The organism is Streptomyces sp. HSG2, from assembly GCF_016598575.1.
Classification (GTDB): domain Bacteria; phylum Actinomycetota; class Actinomycetes; order Streptomycetales; family Streptomycetaceae; genus Streptomyces.
Genome location: NZ_CP066801.1, coordinates 691,086 through 710,198, shown reverse-complemented (window position 1 = coordinate 710,198; position 19,113 = coordinate 691,086). Strand labels below are relative to the sequence as shown.

The window sequence follows — 19,113 nt, the reverse complement described above, 5'->3', positions numbered from 1 at the left end:
GGTAGGTTGTGGGCCATGCGCATCGCCACCTGGAACGTGAACTCGATCACCGCCCGCCTGCCGCGGCTGACGGCCTGGCTGGAGAGCAGCGGTACCGACGTGCTCTGTCTCCAGGAGGCCAAGGTCACGGAGGAGCAGTTCCCCTACGACCGGCTGGGCGAGCTGGGGTACGAGGCGGCGGTCTCCGCGACGGGGCGGTGGAACGGCGTGGCCGTACTGTCGCGGGTCGGACTGTCGGACGTGGTCAAGGGCCTGCCCGGTGACCCGGGTTTCGAGGGCGTGCGGGAGCCTCGCGCGTTGGCCGCCACCTGCGGACCGGTCCGGGTCCGGTCGGTCTACGTGCCGAACGGCCGGGAGGTGGCGCATCCGCACTACGCCTACAAGCTGAGCTGGCTGGAGGCGCTGCGCGAGGCGGTCGCCGCCGACGCGGCGGGCCCTCGCCCGTTCGCCGTGATGGGCGACTACAACGTCGCGCCGACCGACGACGACGTGTACGACCGCGCCGCGTTCGAGGGCGCCACCCACGTCACCCCGGCCGAGCGGCAGGCGCTGGCGAGTCTCCGCGCCGTGGGCCTGACCGACGTGGTGCCCCGCCCGCTCAAGTACGACCGCCCGTTCACCTACTGGGACTACCGCCAACTCGGCTTCCCCAAGAATCGCGGCATGCGCATCGACCTGGTCTACGGGAACGACTCCTTCGCGGGGGCGGTGCGCGACGCCTACGTCGATCGTGAGGAGCGCAAGGGCAAGGGCGCCTCGGACCACGCCCCGGTCGTCGTCGACGTGGACGTCTGATCCGGACGCCCTCGGGCCGCCCGACAGACCTCCACGCATACCCGTCGAATCCGGGCAACTGATGTAAATACGGCTAATTGCCGCAGGGTGTGTATCGGGTGCGTGCCGGGGCCCGGGGCCACTACGTTGCGGGCATCGGGACACCGCCGAGAAGGAGGGCCGGCACCGCTGTCGATCCGCTGAACCGAAGCCCCTGTCCGCCGACGGCGGCCGCAGATCACTGCTCGTGCCGAGGAGAAGGTCAGCTGCGCGTCGGCGGGGGGTGCTCGGCCTTGGTCGGGGGCAGCGTCGAGCCCGTCCGCCTCGACGGCTTCCCGGTGGTGCCCACGGTCTTCTCACGGTCGCCGTGCGGGCCCTTGCCCGGGCCGGAACGCCAGCCGATCGGCCTCCACGTCCACGGTCACCCTTCCCCCCTGTCCGAGCCCGCCTTCCAGGAGGAGCCGGGACAGCTCGTTGTCGACCTCGCGCTGGATGGTGCGGCGCAGCGGGCGCGCCCCGTATTCGGGCTGGTATCCCCGCTCGGCGAGCCAGTCGACGGCCGCGTCGGTGAAGTCGACGCTGACGTCCTGGGCGCCGGCGAGGCGGCGCGTGTCCTCCAAGAGCAGGGTGGTGATCCGACGCAGTTGCTCACCGTCGAGCCGGCGGAAGACGACGATCTCGTCGACGCGGTTGAGGAACTCGGGGCGGAAGTGTTCGCGGAGCGGGCGGAGCACCTGGTCGCGCCGGGCCTCCTCGTCGGCGTCCGAACCGCCGGACCCGAACCCGATGCCGGCTCCCCTGCGACCGATCACGTCCGAGCCGAGGTTGCTGGTCATCACCACGACCGTGCTGGAGAAGTCCACCGTGCGGCCCTGGGAGTCGGTGAGGCGGCCGTCGTCCAGCACTTGGAGCAGGATGTTGAACACGTCGGGGTGGGCCTTCTCCACCTCGTCGAGCAGAAGCAGCGAGTAGGGATGGCGGCGTACCACCTCGGTGAGCTGACCCGCCTCCTCGTAGCCGACGTACCCCGGCGGCGCACCGACCAGTCGGCTCACCGTGTGCCGCTCCTGGTACTCGCTCATGTCGAGGCGGACCATGCGGTCCTCGCTGCCGAAGAGCGCCTCGGCGAGGGCCCGGGCCAGTTCCGTCTTGCCGACACCGGTCGGCCCCAGGAACAGGAAGCTGCCGATCGGCCGGTGCGGCCCGGCCAGGCCGGCCCGGGAGCGCAGGACGGCGTCCGACACCGCCCGTACCGCCTCGTCCTGTCCGACCACCCGCCCGCGCAGGTGCTCTTCCAGGCCGAGCAGCCGGTCCTTCTCCTCCTGGGTCAGGCTGCTGACGGGGATGCCTGTCTGTCGCGAGACCACCTGCGCCACCGCCTCGCGTCCGACGACCAGATCGAGGCCCTCGTCGATCTCGTCATGCGGATCGGCGTCGGCGATCGTCCGGGCCAGCTCGGCGATCCGGTCGCGCAACCGGGTGGCCTGCTCGTAGTTCTCGTCGGAGACCGCCTGTTCCTTTTCCCGGGTCAGTTGCTCCAGTTCGCGCTCTCGGGCGCGCAGGTCGGTTCCCTTGGAGCGGGCGCGCAGCCGAACACGGGCCCCGGCCTGGTCGATCAGGTCGATGGCCTTGTCGGGCAGACGACGGTCGGTGAGATACCGGTCGGCCAGCTCCACCGCGGCCTCCAACGCCTCGTCGGTGTAGCGGACCTGATGGTGCGCCTCGTAGCGGTCGCGGAGCCCCCGGAGGATCTCGACGGCGTCCTCGGGGGAGGGCTCCGGCACGATGATCGGCTGAAAACGGCGGGCGAGCGCCGCGTCCTTCTCGATCCGCCGGAACTCCGCCATGGTGGTGGCTCCCACGATGTGCAGCTCGCCCCGGGCCAAGGCGGGCTTGAGGATGTTCCCCGCGTCCATGGCCCCGCTCTCCCCGCCCCCTCCCGCGCCGACCACGGTGTGCAACTCGTCGATGAAGACCACCAGTCGGTCGGAGTGGGCGCGGATCTCGCCGACGATGTTGGTCATCCGCTCCTCGAAGTCGCCCCGATAGCGTGTCCCCGCGACCACGCTGGTCATGTCCAGGGCCACCACACGGCGGCCGAGGAGGATGTCCGGCACGTCCGCGTCGGCGACCCGTTGGGCCAGCCCCTCCACCACGGCGGTCTTGCCGACGCCCGCGTCGCCGATCAGCACGGGATTGTTCTTGCCGCGACGGGAGAGCACCTCGACGGTCTGCTCGATCTCCGACTCCCTGCCGATCACCGGGTCGACGAGGCCCTGTCGGGCCTGCTCGGTGAGGTCGCGCGCGTACTTGTCCAGCGTGGGGGTGCCGCTCGCCGACGGGGTGCGCTCGGGGCGTGCCCGACCCGGCTCGGGGATCTCCGGCGGCGGCGGAGCGTAGCGTGCCGCGTGCAGGATGTGTCCGGCCGCGGAGTCCGGATTCGCGGCGAGGGCGCTGAGCACGTGTTCCGGGCCGATGTGACCGCTGCCCGACGCGCGGGCCATCTCGTGCGCGTCGAGGAGGGCGCGCTTGACCGCGGGGGTCAACGACAGCGACGTGGGGCCGGGCGCCTCGCCCGGTCCGTGGCGCGCCGGTCCGGACCGCTCGTCGATTTGCGAAGCCAACGTGTCGGGGTCCGCTCCCGCCTCGCTCAGCAGAGTCCTGGTGGGTTCGCTCGAAAGCGCCGCGCGCAGCAGGTGCTGGGTGTCCAGATCGCGACTGCCGTGCTCGGCGGCGTATCGGGCGGCCCCCTGAACCAGTTCGCGGGCCGGCGGACTGAACAGGCGGCCCAGGTCGACCTGCCGCGGTCGGGGACCTCCGAAGAAGCGTGCGAGGAACTCCGCGAACGCGTCGTCCCCCTGGCCCATGAAGCCGCTGGTCATCGATACCGTGCCTCCGCTGCTCGGCTCTTCGGCGTCCCGGGTAACCCGGTCGGGGAGGGGTCATGCCCAACATGGCACGTTCTCTGCGAGGAGGCATGTCCGGACCGGGGCGGGAGCCCCCACGCGGACCCTCGCCGAGACCGAGACCGAGACCGAGACCGAGACCGATTCCGAGACCGAGACCGAGGCCGAGGCCGAGGCAGTGGCAGTGGCCCGCCGGGCCGCGACCTCGGAGTTCCCGCCCGTCGGCGGCGCTGGCGACCGTCCCCGTTCACCTCCGGCGACCCGCCCGGACGGCTCGCCGGGGGCCGCCGCGTCGCCGATGGAAAACCGCCTGTAGCCCCCCCGTAACAAGCCGGGTGTTTCCTGCCGAGCGGACCGAACGCTCCAGCCTCCGGGGGGAAGCCATGACCGTGGACCAGTCGTCGGCCCGGGTGGGGGACTTCGCGCGCGCTCTCGCCGACCTGCTCGGCCGGCTCGACCGGGACGCCGGGTGGTGTGCCGTGTTCCTGCGCCGCGACCCGGAGAGTGTCGACGCCTGTCTGCGGGGACGAACCGTTCCCCCGTGGGACGTGGTGGCCGCCCTCCTCGGCGACCTGGCGACCACCCTGGGGTCCGCCGACGTCCGCGCCGAGGGGGAACGGCTACGGGCTCTGCACAGCGCGGCACTCGCCGCCCACGACGCCCGCCCAGGTGCTCGGGCGGAACTCGTCGAGATCCTTGAGTCGACGTCCCGCGAACGGCGCCGCGCCGCCGCGCGAGAGGCCGAACTGCGTGGCCTGCTCGCCGAGGCGGCCCCCATGGCGCCGACCCACGCGCTCCGCGTCGACCTGGCCTGGGCACGCGACGACCACGCACGGGCCACGGCCCGCTGCGCCGAGCTCCGGACCCGACTTGCCCGGCTCCGGGAACGTGAGGAGGACGACGCGCCCCTCGCGCCGGGTCCCGCCACCTCGCTCGACCGGAACCGGATGTCGGACCCGGCGTCCACCCGGACCGCCGGGGCCCGGCCGGGGCGCTTCCGGGGCGGGTCGCGCTTCGCCGGCGAGCCGGACGCCGAGGCCGCCGCACCCCCCTCGGTCGCCTCGCCCGAGGCGGCGCCCCCCGTCCCGGCCGCCGCCGAGTCACCGCCGCGTGGCGCCCGCTTCGCCGGGGCCACCGAGACCCCGACGGCCGCGACACCGACCACTCCCCGGCCCGATGGCCGAGACCGGCGGGAGGCGGCCCGTATCGCCCGGGACCTCGTACGCCTGCGGGACCAGGCCCGCAGTGGAGAGGCCCACGCCCTCCTGGTCGAGGCCGCCCGGGGACCCGCACCACGACTTCCGCTGATCGCCGACGAACTGGGCCGCAACGGCCTCGCCGCCGACTGGGCGACCCTCCTCTGGGAGGCGGCACTGCTGCCACTCGCCCGCTTGATTCCCGCCTGCGACGCGTTGGCCGAGGCGGGACTCGCCGACGACGGCGCACGGCTGCTCCGCCAGGGCGCGGCACGCCCGGCCCCCGAAGTGGGACGCGGGGTGCTGGGGCTGGTCGAGGAGGGGCGGGACGGCGAAGCCGGGCGACTCCTGGACGCCTATCTCCGGACCAGGGCCCCCGAAGAGGCGGCTCGCAGCGTCGCACCGGATCCGCCCCGGCTCACGCCGATGCTGCTGCGCGCCGCGCGGCGAATCTCCGGCCGTTGCCACCGCGACGTGGCGCACGCTCTCCGTGTCGCCGACCCGTCGACCTGAGGGCGCGGGCATCGGGTTCCGCCGGGGCCAGGAGCGGCGCGCCCCCGGCTCGCCCACCGGAGTGCGAAACCGCGCCGGCGCCCCTCGCCGCCGGCGATGGTCTTGGCAAGGCGGTCCCGGCGGCATACGTTCGTCGCCCGGGGCCGCGTCCACGGGCGCGGCGGTTCGAGGCGTCCGTCCGAGGAGCGGCTCATGGCCAACGTCGTAGGTGTCGATGCGGTGCGGGCGGGCCGGACCGGCGCGCCGCCGGTGCCGCCGCGAGGGCGAGCCCCACGCGGGGCCGCTCGGCCGGCCGGCCGAGGCGTTCGAGCCCCGGGGGGTCCCGCCGGCGCCGACCCGCTTCACCCCGGCCCCACGTGCCACCGGGCGGCGGACTCCGCTCCGGCACGGAAGCGGAAGTCGGTGAGACCGTGACCCGAGACCTGTTGGGCCGTCACCGCGCCGTCCTGCCGGACTGGCTGACCCTCTACTACGAGGATCCGCTGGAGATCACGCGCGGCGAGGGGCGCCACGTCTGGGACGCCGAGGGCAACCGCTACCTCGACTTCTTCGGCGGCATCCTGACCACGATGACCGCGCACGGCCTGCCCGAGGTGACCCGGGCCATCGCCGAGCAGGCGGACCGCGTCGTCCACACCTCCACGCTCTACCTCAATCGCCCCATGGTCGAACTCGCGGAGCGCATCGCTCAGTTGAGCGGCATTCCGGATGCCCGGGTCTTCTTCACCACGTCCGGCACCGAGGCGAACGACACCGCCCTGCTGCTGGCCACCACGCATCGGCGCGGAAACACCGTGCTGGCCATGCGCAACAGCTACCACGGGCGGTCGTTCGGCTCCGTCGGTGTCACGGGCAACCGCGGTTGGTCCCCGACCTCCCTGTCGCCTCTTCAGACCCTCTACGTCCACGGTGGAGTCCGCACCCGCGGGCCCTACGCGCACCTCGACGACGCCGGCTTCATCGCCGCCTGCGTGGACGACCTCACTGACCTGCTCGGCCAGACCCGACCACCGGCCGCCCTGATCGCCGAACCGATCCAGGGGGTCGGCGGTTTCACCTCGCCGCCCGACGGACTCTACGCCGCCTTCCGCCAGGTGCTGCGCGACCGGGGCATCCTCTGGATCTCCGACGAGGTGCAGACCGGTTGGGGCCGCACCGGCGAGCATTTCTGGGGGTGGCAGGCGCACGCCCGCAGTGGCCCGCCCGACATCGTCACGTTCGCCAAGGGACTCGGCAACGGGATGTCCGTCGGCGGGGTGATCGCCCGTGCGGAGATCATGAACTGCCTGGACGCCAACAGCCTCTCCACCTTCGGCGGTACCCAGGTGACCATGGCCGCCGCCCTCGCCAACCTGACCCACCTGCTGGAACACGACCTCCAGGGCAACGCCAGGAGAGTCGGGGGACTGCTCCTCGAACGGTTGCGGGGCGTCGCGGCCGGCGTCCCGCACGTCCGGGAGGTACGCGGGCGCGGACTGATGCTCGGTGTCGAACTCACCCGGCCCGGAACCGACGAGGCCGACCCGGAGGCCGCCTCCGCCGTGTTGGAGGAGGCGCGCTCCGGCGGCCTCCTCGTGGGCAAGGGCGGCGGCTACGGCACCAGTACCCTGCGCGTCACACCGCCGCTCAGCCTCACCGTGGCGGAGGCGGAGGAGGGCGCCGAGATCCTCGCCCGCGCGCTGCGCGGCCTCTGACGACGGCCGGGAAGCGCGGCCGTCAGCCGGAGTCCGCGTCGCCGAGGGCCTCGACGGCTTCCTTGGCCGCCAGGATGGCCCCCTTGTTGATCTCCTCCGTGTCCGGTGCCTTTCCCGTCTCGAAGTCGCTGCCGTCGTACGTGACCACGACGACCGCGTTCGCCACACGGACCAGCACCGCGCCCTCGCGCGTCTCCTGCCCGTCCTCCTCGGTGAGGTTCACCACCGAGTACGCGGCGTCGCCGACCCCCGGCACCTCGCCGCCGCCGGAGCGCTCCTCGGCCCGCTCCTCGTAGGACGTACGCGCCGCCTCGTCCGACCGCGCCACCTCGAAGGAGATGTCGAGCCAGCGGTACTCGTACCCGTCGAGCGCGTTCCAGGAACAGACGCGCCGCACCGAGGCGTCGAGCGACGGAATCTCCTTGCCCTCCGGTTCCGCGCCCGGCACCAGCGAGGACACCGTCTCCTCGGTGAGGGCCTCGCAGGGCTCGGGGGCCGTGGTGTACGTCGTCGGCGCCGCCTGGGAGGCGGCTCCCGAGGGCGACGGCGACGGTGCGACGGTCTCCCGGAGGGCCTCGGGTTCCGCGGACGGCGCGGCGGCCAGGGGGCCGGACGTCATGGCCCAGCCCGCGACGGCGAGTACCACGACGGGCGTCAACCGGGCGGCGAGAGTGAGCGGCAGGGGCAGGGACACGGAGGGGCTCTCGGGCAGGACGGTGCGGGAGCGGGCCGCACCGTGGACGGAGCGCCAGTGTCACACGAGTCCCTGTGGGGAGGAAGAGCCGACGGATCGTTACCGGTCACCCGACCCGATGCCCGCCCCGTACCCCGCCCGCCCCACCCCGGCCCTCCCCGGGCGGTCCGCCGACCCTGGGCAAGGTCACCCCGGACCGGCCGGTCCGTCCCCGGAGTCCGGGGCCGGACCCGTGCCCCGGGCCCTGATCCGCCGCGGCCCGCCAACCTCCCGCGCTCGGCAGCGAAAGCCCCGCCAAGGCCGCCCACAGCCCTGGCGAGAGCGGGGACCCCAGGACGCCGCGCGGCCCGGTGTGGACGATCGTTCCCGGGGCGATGCCCACGGCACTGGCCGCCACAGTGGTCCGGGTGGCGGGCGAAGGCGCCGGCGGGCGGCTCACGACGACCCCTCTCGGTCCGGGCCGACCCGTGGCGGGTCGGAGGGAAGCACGGCGACCACGCGCCGCAGCGGCAATTCCAGGCGACGCCCCGGGCCCGCCCAGCGGCCCAGGGAGCGCCGTGCCGCCCGGGACCGCCGAGGGGTGGACCCCGGGAGGTAGAGGGCGTCGACGACGACGGCCGCGGCCCCGGCGGACTCGACGACGAGCGGGAAGACACGCCGCTCGTCGGAGCGGACCCGAAACCCCGCCGCGCTCAACACCCCGCCCAGCCCGTCCCTGGCACCCGGGTTGGGCCACGGCTGCCGGACGGCGCGCAGCGCGGCCATGACCCGGAGCCATCCCAGCGCGCCGGAGAGCGAGAGGCCGGATCCGGAGGGCACCAGGGCCGCCAGCACCCCTCCGGGCCGGAGCACCCGGCGGACCTCGGCGAGGACCGCGGGCAACGGTGTGAGGACCGGCAGGCACATCGCCGCGCACACCGCGTCGACGCTCCCCGACCCGACGGGCAGGGCATCGGCACGGGCAGTGACCAGCGGGCCGCGTCCAAGGCGGCGGGCTTCGGCCAGTTCGGCCGCCGAGAGGTCCATCCCGACCCAGTCGACGTCCGGCAACTTCTCACGAGTCGGGGCGGATCCACAGGCGAGATCCAGGACGGGGCCGCCGGACCCGCGCAGCGCGTCGGTCAACCAGCCGTAAGGGGACGTCTCGGCCAGGCTCAGCAGTCGTTCGGTGATTCCCGGGTGCTCACGGTGGTACAGCGCGACGAAACGCCGCCACTCGGACTCGTCCATCCGTCCCTTCCTAGCAGGTCGTCACGCGCCCCGCGCGCCCGTCTGTCGTCCTCGCGAACCCAGCGGGCCCGGCGGACATGCCCGTCGGGACACGCCGGCGCCGACTGACGACGCCCCCGCCGGGCAGGCCCGTCGGTCGACTCCGACGGGACGGGCGAGCGACAGGCGTCCGCTCGCGTGCCGGAGCCACCCGACGGCCGGGTCCACCCCGCCGGGGTGCCGCCCGCCGCTGTGCGCACCGTCCGTTCGCCCGCCGGCCATCCTCGGTGCACGGGGCCGGCACGGTTTGTCGGCAGCGCGTGCTCTTATTGAGCCATGATCGAGGACACCGGAACCATCGACGGGTTTCTCACCCGGCACGCCGACGACGTCGAGGAGGCGGTCCGCGAGGCCGCCGCGCGGGAGATCATGCCGCGTTGGCGCCGCCTGGGCGCCGGGGAGGTGCGTCGCAAGAGCGGGCCTCACGACCTCGTCACCGAGGCGGATCGGCAGGCGGAGGCGCGCCTGACCGAGGTGCTCGGGGCCCTGCTGCCCGGATCCGCGGTGGTCGGAGAGGAGGCCGTGCACGCCGATCCGTCGTCCTACGAGGCCGTTCGCGGCCAGGCCCCGGTGTGGATCGTCGACCCGCTCGACGGCACCCGACAGTTCGTCCACGGCGACCCCGGTTTCTGCACGCTGGTCGCTCTGGCGTTCCGCGGCCGGGTGCTCGCGTCCTGGACGTACGCCCCCGCACTGGATCTCTTCGCCCGCGCGATACGAGGCTCCGGGGCGTTCCTCGGAGGCGAGCCGCTCCGCTCGGGGAGCCCGGAACCGGGGCGGGCGCTGCGGGTGGCCACCTCCCACCCGGACTTCACCACGCGGGAGGAGAAGCGCGCCCTGCTGGGCCTGCGCGTTCGAGGTGTCGCGCCGAGGCCCTGCGGATCGGCGGGACTGGAGTACCTGGCGGTGGCCCGAGGCGAGCTGGACTCGACCGCGTTTTCCTGGGAGGCCGCCTGGGATCACGCCGCTGGGCTGCTTCTGGTGGAGGAGGCCGGCGGGGCGCAGATGACCCGCTCGGGTGAGCCGTTCCGCATCGGAGGCGGCAACACCCTGCCGTTCGCCGCGGCCCGTGACACCGCCACCGCCCGCCGCGTGTCCGGGCTGCTGGCGAAGGGCGCTTCCTGACCCGGGTGCCTCGGGTGCCTCGGGTGCCCGAGAGGCCTCGCGGCGGGCGCACCCCCCAGGAAGCGGCGGCCTATCCTGGAGCCAGTAGCCATCGGCCGACGAAGGGGTCGCAGGTGCCGTCGATGTGGGACGCCGTCGTGGTGGGGGCCGGGCCCAACGGCCTGACGGCCGCTGTCGAACTGGCGCGCCGAGGACTGTCGGTCGCCGTCTTCGAGGCCAGGGAGACCATCGGGGGCGGGGCCCGTACCGAGGAGCTGACCCTGCCCGGGTTCCGTCACGACCCGTGCTCGGCGGCCCATCCCCTCGGTGTGAACTCCCCGGCGTTCCGCCGGATGCCGCTGGAGCGCCACGGACTGGAGTGGCTTCACGCCCCCTTGCCCATGGCGCACCCCTTCCCGGACGGCACCGCGGCGGTGCTCTCGCGCTCGGTCGCCGAGACGGCGGCCTCCTTCGGACCTCGCGACGCGGGCACCTACCGCCGGTTGATCGAATCCTTCCTGCCTCGGTGGGACACCCTCGCCCGGGACTTCATGTCCCTGCCGTCGAGCGCGCTTCCCCGAGACCCGATCACCCTGGCCCGGTTCGGGCTGACCGGACTGCCGCCCGCCACCTGGCTGATGCGCCGCTTCCGGGAGGAGAGGGCGCGGACCCTCATCGCCGGGCTCGTCGCGCACGTGATGGCACCGCTCAGCGGTTTCGCGACGGGGTCCGTCGGGTTGGTCTTCGCCCTGGCCGCGCACGCCCGGGGTTGGCCCGTGGCCCGCGGCGGCTCGCAGTCGGTCTCCGACGCCCTCGCCGGGTACCTCCGCGAACTCGGCGGGGTGGTGCACACCGACTTCGAGGTCAAGCGGCTGGACGACCTGCCGCCGGCCCGCGCCTACGTCTTCGACACCTCGCCCACGGCGCTGGCCCGGATCGCGGGGCTGGGTCGGTACTGCTCCGGCTACCGCTACGGGCCGGGCGTGTTCAAGATCGATTATGCGCTGGACGGCCCGGTCCCGTGGACCGCCGCCGAGGCGCGTACCGCCGGCACGGTCCAGATCGGCGCCGACAGCACCGAGATCGGCACCGCGTTGTACGCCGTTTCCCGCGCCGGCCGGGCACCCGACCGACCCTTCCTCATCACGGTGCAGCCCGGGGTCGCCGACCCCGATCGCGCGCCCGCCGGCAAGCAGGTGTTCTGGGCGTACGGGCACGTGCCAGCCGGCTGGACCGGCGACCTCACGGACGCCGTCGAGCGCCAGCTGGAACGCTTCGCCCCCGGATTCCGCGACCGTGTGCTCGCACGCGCCACGGCCGGCCCTCCGGAGCTGGCCGCCCGCAACGCCAACTACGTCGGCGGGGACATCGCCGCCGGAGCCGTCTCCGGTCTTCAACTCCTTTTGCGTCCCAGGCCCACGCTCTTCCCCTACTCGACGCCGCACCCGGCGGTCTTCATCTGTTCGTCGGCCACCCCGCCCGGCCCCGGCGTGCACGGCATGTCCGGTCACAACGCCGCCAAGGCGGTGTGGCGGCAACTGCGGCGTAGCTGACCGGGGTCGAACGGCTGCCGCGCGAGGCTCCGCTGTCGGCGGTCGGGTCCATCGAGGCGCGCGGCGTCGATCTCCGAGTCCCGCGGTCGGCCCGCCAGGGTCGGTGTCGCCGTGAAGAGCGCCGCTAGAGTGAGCGTCCACGCCGTCGGCTCGGGGGAGGGGACATGGTCGGAGCACCCATGGTCGTGGCCGAGGGCGCCACGGTGACCGCGGACGGGGCCACGCTCCTCCCGCCGACCACCCTGCGGATCGGGGCCGGCGAGTGCTGGTGTGTCACCGGCGGCAACGGGGCGGGGAAGACGACACTGCTGCGGGTCCTCCTGGGCGCTCGACGCCTCACCGCGGGTTCCTGTTCGGTGCTGGGCGAGGCCCCGGATCCGACCGATCGCCGGTATCGGCGGCTCGTGGCCTCGCTCGTGGAGCCGATACCGATCGCGCGTGACATGACGGTCGGTGAGCAGATCACCCTGGTCGCCGCGTCCTGGTACGGCGACACCCCGGACACCGTCGGCCGAACAGAAGCCGTCGTGGAGCGACTCGGGCTGGGGTCTTCGACAAGGCGTTTCCCCCACCAGCTGTCCTCGGGTCAGGCCCAGCTGTTCTCGCTGGCCATGACGTGCGTCCGCCCGGCCGATCTCGTCCTCTTGGACGAGCCCGAGCGGCATCTGGACCGCCTTCACCTCGCCCGCGTGGCAGACTTGATCGCCGAACGCGCCGCCCGTGGGACCGCGTTCCTGCTCGCCACCCACGATCCCGTCCTGATCGAGGCCTGCCACGGACGCGTGGAGTTGGTGTGAGGTCGCGAGCCGCCACGACCGAAGGCGGTCCGTCGGTCTGCCCCGCCCCCCGGGAACGCGTCCGTGCCGTACGACGCCGGCTCCGTCGCGCGGACGGCGACGTCACGGTCCGGGACCGGCTGTTCACGCTGTACCTCCTCGCCCTCTTCGCCGGGTTCTTCCTGATACCGGCCCTCCACGCCGCGAGTCGCGCCGAGGCCCCCGTCTCCCTGACGTCCCCCGCCTCGGCGGCGACCGCGCTGTGCGTCGCCGCCGCCCCGGTGTGCTGGGCGGCGCAGATCGCCGGTCGGATCTGGGGTCCGCTGCTCCTCCCGCCGCTCCCGCTGCACGTCTTCGTCTCGACCGACCTTCCCCCGGAGGAGTACCTGGGCCCGGTCGCCCGGCGTCGCCTCGCCTCGATGGCCGGGTGTGTCCTCGTCCTGGGCGGTCTCGGTGTCCATCTCGGCACCGACGCTCTCGATCGACCGGCCGTCGCGGCGGTCGCGGCCCTGCCGCTTCTGGGGGCGGCGGCCCTCGCGGCCACCGCGTGGCTCTGGGGGCAGGTGCGGACGGTACCCGAGAACCTCGCCCTGGCCGCACTGGTGGGTGCGGGAGGTCTCACCGTCGCGACGACCGGACGTCTCCTCGGGGAGGGCGTCACCGGCGCGTGGATCGCGGCGAGCGCGCCGGCCGTCACGGCGGCGGTGGTCGGGCGGCTCGCCCTACGGTCGGCGACCCAGGTCGACCTCGGCCTCCTGGTCCGCTGGTCGGCTCGCGCGGACCAGGCCCGCACCTACACGGTCACCGGTACCGCGCATCACGCGCTCGACCTCTACCGTCCCGAGCCGCGTGGGCTCGGCGGCTCGCTGCTGAGGCCGGACGGACGACCCCGGGGGCCGTTGTCCCGGGGCGCGGTGCGGGCCGCGCGCACCCCCGGGCGCACGGGGGCGGGCATCGCCCTGACGGCGGCGGCCGGAGTCCTGTCGGCGGTGGGCGCCGCCGAAGGCGCGGGTGGTCCGGCGGCGTGGCTCTGGGTGTCGGGCGCGTTCCTGGCGTATCTGGGAGCGGGTTGGGTGAGCGAGGCCTGGCGCGACGTGCGTGACCAGTCGACGCTCCCCCCACTGTTCGGCGGCGGCTGGTGGACACGGTGCGTCGAGGCGCTGGCCTGGCCCCTCCTCGTCGTGGTGACCGTCATGGCGTCGGCCGCGGCCCTCACGACAGCGGCGCGGTGGCCGGCCGGGGAGCGCTCGCCGGGGGAGACCTGCCTTCTGATCGCGGGTTCGGCCGTCCTGGTCCTCGGCGCGCGGTATCTGCGGGAGATGAAGTCGCACCTGCCGCTTCGCTTGCTGACGCCCCTCCCCACCCCGATGGGCGACCTCTCCGGGCCGCGTCTGCTGCTCTGGCAGTTCGACGGGGTCGTCGTCGTGGTAGTCGGGGCGGCCCTGACACACGCCATGCCCTCGGCCGCCCGCGCGACCGGTCTCGCGTTCTTTCTCGCGGCGTGCTGTGTGTGGGCGGGAGTGCGCCGGGCGGGGCGGCCCGGCGTCCGGGACGCCTGAGCGCGCCGGATCACCGGTGGGCCCGGGGCGCGTGGGCGGGGGCCCGGCCGTCGAAGACGGACGGCCGCACGCGTCCGCAGTGGTGAGCCTCATGTCGCATTCCTGCCGGCCTCGACGGGTTCCCTGGGACATCCTGGACCTATGCACAAGGGCATGCACAGTGACGCCGAGCGCTGTTCGCGGGCGGTCCGTTCCAAGGACGCGCGGTTCGACGGCTGGTTCTACACCGCTGTCCTGACCACCGGGATCTACTGCCGACCGAGCTGCCCGGCGGTCGTCCCCCGACCGGAGAACATGACCTTCCACCCCAGTGCGGCAGCCTGCCAGCAGGCCGGGTTCCGGGCCTGCAAGCGGTGCCGCCCCGACACCAGCCCCGGCTCGCCGGAGTGGAACGGTCGCGCGGACCTCACCGCACGCGCCATGCGACTGATCGCCGACGGCGTGATCGATCGCGAGGGCGTGCCCGGCCTGGCCCGGCGGCTCGGGTACAGCACCCGGCAGATCGAGCGCCAGTTGCTCGCGGAACTGGGGGCCGGTCCGCTGGCGCTGGCCCGCGCCCAACGGGCCCAGACGGCCAGGGTGCTGGTGGAGACCACCCGGCTGCCCATGGCGCGGATCGCCTTCGCGGCGGGCTTCTCCTCCGTGCGCGCCTTCAACGACACCGTCCGGCAGGTCTTCGCCCTCAGCCCGGGGGAGCTGCGCGGCCGGGCGCCCGGTCCCGGGGCGAGCGGCACCACCGGCGCGCTCACCCTCCGGCTGCCCTTCAGGACCCCCCTCCATCCGGACAACCTCTTCGGGCATCTGGTCGCCACGGCCGTACCGGGGGTGGAGGAGTGGCGCGACGGCGCCTACCGTCGGACGCTGCGCCTGCCGTACGGCCACGGCATCGTGGCGCTGTCACCGGCCCCCGACCACATCGCCTGCCGGCTCGTGCTCAGCGACCCGCGAGACCTGACCACGGCCGTCAGCCGCTGCCGCAGGCTCCTTGACCTGGACGCGGACCCGGTCGCGGTGGACGCGCAACTACGCGACGACCCCCTGCTGGCGCCGCTCGTCGCCCGGGCCCCCGGACGCCGGGTGCCACGCACGGTGGACGAGGAGGAGTTCGCGGTCCGCGCGGTCCTCGGACAACAGGTGTCCACCGCCGCCGCCCGTACCCACGCGGCGCGTCTGGTCGCCGCGCACGGTGAGCCGGTGGAGGACCCCGAGGGCGGCCTCACACGCCTCTTCCCGGCTGCCGCGACACTGGCGGACGTGGACCCGGCGACCCTGGCGTTGCCTCGGACCCGCCGTGACACGTTCGCCGGACTGGTGCGCGCTCTCGCGGACGGCTCCCTCGCCCTGGGCCCCGAGAACGACTGGGCGGGGGCCCGGGCCCGATTGCTGGCCCTGCCCGGCATCGGCCCCTGGACGGCCGACGTGATCGCGATGCGGGGGCTCGGCGACCCCGACGCCTTCCTCTCCACCGACCTCGGCGTCCGCAGAGCCGCCCGCCGCGCGGGCCTGCCGGGGACCCCGGCGGCGCTCACCACCCGCGCCGCCGCCTGGCGGCCCTGGCGTGCCTACGCCGTCCAGTACCTCTGGGCGACCGAGGACCACCCCGTCAACACCCTTCCCATGTGAGGAACCCATGAGCGACGCGCGACGACAGCACACCGTGACCGACAGCCCCTACGGCTCCCTCACCCTGGTCGCCGAGGAGGGCGTCCTGTGCGGGCTGTACATGGCCGGGCAGCGGCACCGTCCCCCCGAGGAGAGTCTCGGCGATCCGGACCGGCGCCCCTTCGACGAGGCGGTGGAGCAGTTGGAGTCCTACTTCGCCGGCGAGTTGGAGGAGTTCACCCTGGAGCTTCGCATGATCGGGACGCCGTTCCAGCGGAGGGTGTGGGACCGCCTGCGCGCCATTCCGTACGGCGAGACCCGTACCTACGGGCGACTGGCGGAGGAGCTGGGCAACCCGGGCGGGTCGCGGGCGGTCGGTCTCGCCAACGGGCGCAACCCCATCGGCATCGTCGTACCCTGCCACCGTGTCGTCGGAGCCGGCGGCACGCTGACCGGGTACAGCGGAGGTCTGGAACGCAAGAGGCGGCTGCTGGACTTCGAACGCGGGACGGCGCTGTTCTGAGCCGGTCGGGCGGAGGCGCGGTGGCGGAGGCCGGCGCCGGAGGGGGGACGACATGACCGGAGATCCCAGGAGGAGCGGTCGCGAAGGCGCCGAGGGCCGGGGAGGGGTGCTGGTGGCCGTCGACAAGTTCCGAGGGTCGCTCACCGGTGCCCAGGTGGCTCACCACGTCGTCGCTGGGGTGCGTCGCGCGTCACCGGACGTGCCGGTCGCCGTGCTGCCCGTGGCCGACGGAGGGGAGGGCACGGTCGAGGCGGCTCTCGCCGCCGGCTTCGCGCGGCGGGAGGCACACGTGTCCGGGCCCACCGGCCGCCGGGTCGTCGCCGTCTACGCGCTGCGGGGCGACACCGCGGTGGTGGAGACGGCCCAGGCCGGCGGCCTGGGCCGGCTGCCCGGAGGGCGGGCGCACCCGCTGACCGCGACCACGTACGGCGCGGGTGAGCTGCTGCGGGCAGCCCTGGACGACGGCGCGCGCACCGTGGTGCTCGGTGTCGGCGGAAGCGCGAGCACCGACGGAGGGGCGGGCATGCTGGCCGCTCTCGGCTGGCGGCTGCTGGACGCGGAGGGAGCGCCGGTGGGCCCGGGTGGCGCCGGGCTCACCATGCTCGCCGCGGTGGATCCGTCCGGGGCGGACCCGCGACTGTCCGGGGTGGAGCTGGTGCTGGCGGGCGACGTCGACAATCCACTGACCGGTCCACGGGGCGCCGCCGCGGTCTACGGGCCGCAGAAGGGGGCCTCGCGGGACGAGGTGCGCGTCCTCGACGCGGCGCTCGTCCGTCTCGTCCGGGTGCTGGAAGGCGTGGTCGGCCCGGGAGCCGGGGCGTGCGCGGAGTCGCCGGGTGCGGGCGCCGGCGGCGGGCTGGGGTTCGCGGCGTTGTTGTCGGGGGCGCGTTTTCGACCGGGGGTGGAGGTCGTGCTCGACGTGCTGGGGGGTGCCGAGGCGATCCGACGCGCGGACCTGGTGATCACGGGGGAAGGGTCGCTGGACGCGCAGACTCCGCGCGGCAAGGTGCCGGCGGGCGTCGCCGCGGCCGCGCGCGCCGAGGGCAGGGAGGTCGTGGCGGTGTGCGGGCGCCTCGCGCTGTCGGGGTCGCGGCTGCGACGTCTCGGGATCGGCCGGGCGTACCCGTTGACCGACGTCGAGCCCGATCCCGCCCGGAGCATGGCCGAGGCGGGGCCGTTGGTGGAGCGGGTGGCCGAACGGCTGGCCCGCGACCATCTCGGTGGAGCGGAGCGACGGAGGGCCCGGGGAGAGGTACCCCGAGAAGGGTGAGGGCCCCGGTCCGCAAGCGCATCGGCGCTCCCCGACCGGGGCCCTCACCCGGACGCTCCGCTACGGCAGCTGCGCGGCGCGCGCCTCCCGCCGGTTGCCGCGGAAGTGGTGGACCCGGCGTGCCGTGGCGAACAGCGGGATCACCGCGCCCATCACCAGTTGGAGGGCACAGCCCGTCTGCAGCAGCAGCTGACCGCTCGGGGCGTCGAAGGCCCAGGCAGCCAGCAGCCCCATGCTCAGTACGATCCACGACAGCATGGCCACGGCGAGCCGCCCGCGCGGTTTGGGGTACTCGACCCGGCTCACCATGAGCCAGGCGGTCCCGACGATGGCCAGCAGTGTCGCCGCGAAGGGCAACTCCAAAAGGACGATGGAGACCACCGTGAGCGCGCCGAACGGCGAGGGCATGCCCTGGAAGGTGCCGTCCTTGACGGTGACGCACGAGAACCGCGCGAGTCTCAGCACCACCGCCAGGAGCACCACGATCGCCCCGACGGCGGCCACCCGCTGATGCGCGTCGTCGGCCACCATGCCGTAGACGAGGACGAAGTAGGCCGGGGCGAGCCCGAAGCTGATCAGATCGGAGAGGTTGTCCAGCTCGGCCCCCATCGGCGAGCTGCGCAGCTTGCGGGCCACCAGGCCGTCGAAGAGGTCGAAGACCGCAGCGCACAGCATCAGGATCACCGCCGTGGCCGCGCTGTGCCGGGCCATGCCCGTCTCCTGGCTCCCCATGAGGTGAGGGATCAGGATGCCCGTGGTGGTGAAGTACACGGCCATGAAGCCGCAGGTGGCGTTACCCAGGGTGAGGGTGTCGGCTATGGAGAGTCGCAGTGAGAGCGGCATCTCCTCGTCGTCGGCCTCGTCGGCCTCCGGGACCCAGCCCGCCTTGGGCTCCGGGTCAATCACGGTCAAGGCGGGTCACCCCCGCCACCGTCTTCTCGCCGACTTCCACGGCCACCTCCACGCCCTCGGGCAGATACAGGTCGACCCGTGAGCCGAAGCGGATGAGGCCGATCCGGTCACCCTGTTCGACCTTGCTGCCCCTGGGCAGGTAGGGGACGATGCGACGGGCCACGGCACCGGCGATCTGGACCATCTCGATGTCGCCCAGTTCGGTGTCGAAATGCCACACCACCCGCTCGTTGTTCTCGCTCTCCTTGTTGAAGGCGGGAACGAAACCCCCGGGCACGTGCTCGACCGAGGTCACGGTGCCGGCCAGTGGGGCGCGGTTGACGTGCACGTTCAGCGGGCTCATGAAGATGGCGACCCGGGTGCGACCGTCCCGCCAGGGCATGATGCTCTGCACCACGCCGTCGGCCGGAGAGACGACCCGGCCCGCCGTGATCTCGCGTTCGGGGTCCCGGAAGAACCACAGCATGCCCGCGGCGAGCGCGGTGGCGGGGACGGCGACGGCCTTGGCGGCTCCCGAGCGGCGGGCGCGGACCAGGCTGACGGCCGCGGTGGCGACGGTCGGCAGGAGCCACGGCGATGCTCCGCGCGCGAGGCGTACGCCACCGAGGCTGTCGCGAGGTGCAGAGGTTGGGCTGTGGGGCATGGATGACCTTCGTAGCGGATAAGGCCGCGCTTCGACGGGGACGGCGGCTTTCCGGCGATCGTAGCGGCTCCGGGGGGCAACTGGGTAAGTCGGAAAGCCGAGTCGGCGGCCGAAGAGCGCCCACG

The 19,113-nt window shown here is 73.9% G+C and carries 15 protein-coding genes; 10 read left to right on the top strand and 5 right to left on the bottom strand.

Features of this window, described 5'->3' with window-relative positions:
* Window positions 1-15: 15 nt before the first annotated feature.
* Window positions 16-795, top strand: a complete 780-nt coding sequence (locus JEK78_RS02635) for an exodeoxyribonuclease III (protein WP_200262484.1) — start codon at window positions 16-18, stop codon at window positions 793-795.
* A gap of 335 nt (window positions 796-1,130) precedes the next feature.
* Here the strand turns inward: JEK78_RS02635 and JEK78_RS02630 are convergent, their stop codons facing one another.
* Window positions 1,131-3,656 carry an ATP-dependent Clp protease ATP-binding subunit gene (locus JEK78_RS02630; protein ID WP_200262483.1) on the bottom strand — a complete coding sequence of 842 codons (2,526 nt, stop codon included), beginning with the start codon at window positions 3,654-3,656 and terminating at the stop codon, window positions 1,131-1,133.
* A 407-nt stretch (window positions 3,657-4,063) separates the two neighbouring features.
* Between JEK78_RS02630 and JEK78_RS02625 the strand changes: the two genes are divergently transcribed.
* The gene (locus JEK78_RS02625) at window positions 4,064-5,389 is read left to right on the top strand and encodes a hypothetical protein (RefSeq protein WP_200262482.1); all 1,326 of its coding nucleotides are present in this window, start codon (window positions 4,064-4,066) and stop codon (window positions 5,387-5,389) included.
* Between the two features lie 410 nt (window positions 5,390-5,799).
* Complete coding sequence (locus JEK78_RS02620; RefSeq protein WP_200262481.1) at window positions 5,800-7,083, top strand: aspartate aminotransferase family protein; 1,284 nt, start codon at window positions 5,800-5,802, stop codon at window positions 7,081-7,083.
* A 22-nt stretch (window positions 7,084-7,105) separates the two neighbouring features.
* Here JEK78_RS02620 and JEK78_RS02615 read toward each other — a convergent pair whose 3' ends face one another.
* Window positions 7,106-7,777 carry a hypothetical protein gene (locus JEK78_RS02615; RefSeq protein ID WP_200262480.1) on the bottom strand — a complete coding sequence of 224 codons (672 nt, stop codon included), beginning with the start codon at window positions 7,775-7,777 and terminating at the stop codon, window positions 7,106-7,108.
* A 435-nt stretch (window positions 7,778-8,212) separates the two neighbouring features.
* On the bottom strand, window positions 8,213-9,007 hold the full coding sequence (locus JEK78_RS02610) for a class I SAM-dependent methyltransferase (RefSeq protein ID WP_200262479.1): 795 nt from the start codon (window positions 9,005-9,007) through the stop codon (window positions 8,213-8,215).
* Between the two features lie 315 nt (window positions 9,008-9,322).
* On the opposite strand from JEK78_RS02610, the gene JEK78_RS02605 reads away from it, so the two are divergent.
* The 7 genes from JEK78_RS02605 to JEK78_RS02575 all read left to right on the top strand — a co-directional run bounded on the left by JEK78_RS02605 (window position 9,323) and on the right by JEK78_RS02575 (window position 17,433).
* Window positions 9,323-10,171, top strand: a complete 849-nt coding sequence (locus tag JEK78_RS02605; RefSeq protein WP_200262478.1) for an inositol monophosphatase family protein — start codon at window positions 9,323-9,325, stop codon at window positions 10,169-10,171.
* A 122-nt stretch (window positions 10,172-10,293) separates the two neighbouring features.
* Entirely contained in the window at window positions 10,294-11,703 is a 1,410-nt protein-coding gene (locus JEK78_RS02600) for an NAD(P)/FAD-dependent oxidoreductase (protein WP_200263955.1), read from the top strand.
* A 164-nt stretch (window positions 11,704-11,867) separates the two neighbouring features.
* Window positions 11,868-12,500 (top strand): ATP-binding cassette domain-containing protein, encoded by a 633-nt coding sequence (locus tag JEK78_RS02595; protein ID WP_200262477.1) that lies wholly within the window; start codon window positions 11,868-11,870, stop codon window positions 12,498-12,500.
* Window positions 12,497-14,038: a hypothetical protein gene (locus JEK78_RS02590; protein ID WP_200262476.1), complete on the top strand. Its 1,542-nt coding sequence runs from the start codon at window positions 12,497-12,499 to the stop codon at window positions 14,036-14,038. The genes JEK78_RS02595 and JEK78_RS02590 overlap by 4 nt, the downstream gene beginning before the upstream one ends.
* Before the next feature lie 153 nt (window positions 14,039-14,191).
* Entirely contained in the window at window positions 14,192-15,661 is a 1,470-nt protein-coding gene (locus tag JEK78_RS02585; protein WP_200262475.1) for an AlkA N-terminal domain-containing protein, read from the top strand.
* Window positions 15,662-15,668: 7 nt separating this feature from the next.
* Window positions 15,669-16,163 carry a methylated-DNA--[protein]-cysteine S-methyltransferase gene (locus tag JEK78_RS02580; protein ID WP_200262474.1) on the top strand — a complete coding sequence of 165 codons (495 nt, stop codon included), beginning with the start codon at window positions 15,669-15,671 and terminating at the stop codon, window positions 16,161-16,163.
* A gap of 52 nt (window positions 16,164-16,215) precedes the next feature.
* Complete coding sequence (locus tag JEK78_RS02575) at window positions 16,216-17,433, top strand: glycerate kinase (RefSeq protein ID WP_200262473.1); 1,218 nt, start codon at window positions 16,216-16,218, stop codon at window positions 17,431-17,433.
* Between the two features lie 60 nt (window positions 17,434-17,493).
* Here the strand turns inward: JEK78_RS02575 and pssA are convergent, their stop codons facing one another.
* Complete coding sequence (pssA, locus tag JEK78_RS02570; RefSeq protein ID WP_200263954.1) at window positions 17,494-18,276, bottom strand: CDP-diacylglycerol--serine O-phosphatidyltransferase; 783 nt, start codon at window positions 18,274-18,276, stop codon at window positions 17,494-17,496.
* 55 nt (window positions 18,277-18,331) lie between these two features.
* The gene (locus JEK78_RS02565; RefSeq protein WP_200262472.1) at window positions 18,332-18,988 is read right to left on the bottom strand and encodes a phosphatidylserine decarboxylase; all 657 of its coding nucleotides are present in this window, start codon (window positions 18,986-18,988) and stop codon (window positions 18,332-18,334) included.
* Window positions 18,989-19,113: the final 125 nt, after the last annotated feature.

Excerpts from the sequence above, each read along its gene's own strand:
- JEK78_RS02600 (WP_200263955.1), top strand. The coding sequence starts at position 10,294 with ATGTGGGACGCCGTCGTGGTGGGGGCCGGGCCCAACGGCCTGACGGCC.
- JEK78_RS02565 (WP_200262472.1), bottom strand. The coding sequence starts at position 18,988 with ATGCCCCACAGCCCAACCTCTGCACCTCGCGACAGCCTCGGTGGCGTA.
- JEK78_RS02580 (WP_200262474.1), top strand. The coding sequence starts at position 15,669 with ATGAGCGACGCGCGACGACAGCACACCGTGACCGACAGCCCCTACGGC.
- JEK78_RS02610 (WP_200262479.1), bottom strand. The coding sequence starts at position 9,007 with ATGGACGAGTCCGAGTGGCGGCGTTTCGTCGCGCTGTACCACCGTGAG.
- JEK78_RS02625 (WP_200262482.1), top strand. The coding sequence starts at position 4,064 with ATGACCGTGGACCAGTCGTCGGCCCGGGTGGGGGACTTCGCGCGCGCT.
- JEK78_RS02605 (WP_200262478.1), top strand. The coding sequence starts at position 9,323 with ATGATCGAGGACACCGGAACCATCGACGGGTTTCTCACCCGGCACGCC.
- JEK78_RS02630 (WP_200262483.1), bottom strand. The coding sequence starts at position 3,656 with ATGACCAGCGGCTTCATGGGCCAGGGGGACGACGCGTTCGCGGAGTTC.
- JEK78_RS02595 (WP_200262477.1), top strand. The coding sequence starts at position 11,868 with ATGGTCGGAGCACCCATGGTCGTGGCCGAGGGCGCCACGGTGACCGCG.
- JEK78_RS02585 (WP_200262475.1), top strand. The coding sequence starts at position 14,192 with ATGCACAGTGACGCCGAGCGCTGTTCGCGGGCGGTCCGTTCCAAGGAC.
- JEK78_RS02635 (WP_200262484.1), top strand. The coding sequence starts at position 16 with ATGCGCATCGCCACCTGGAACGTGAACTCGATCACCGCCCGCCTGCCG.
- pssA (WP_200263954.1), bottom strand. The coding sequence starts at position 18,276 with ATGCCGCTCTCACTGCGACTCTCCATAGCCGACACCCTCACCCTGGGT.
- JEK78_RS02575 (WP_200262473.1), top strand. The coding sequence starts at position 16,216 with ATGACCGGAGATCCCAGGAGGAGCGGTCGCGAAGGCGCCGAGGGCCGG.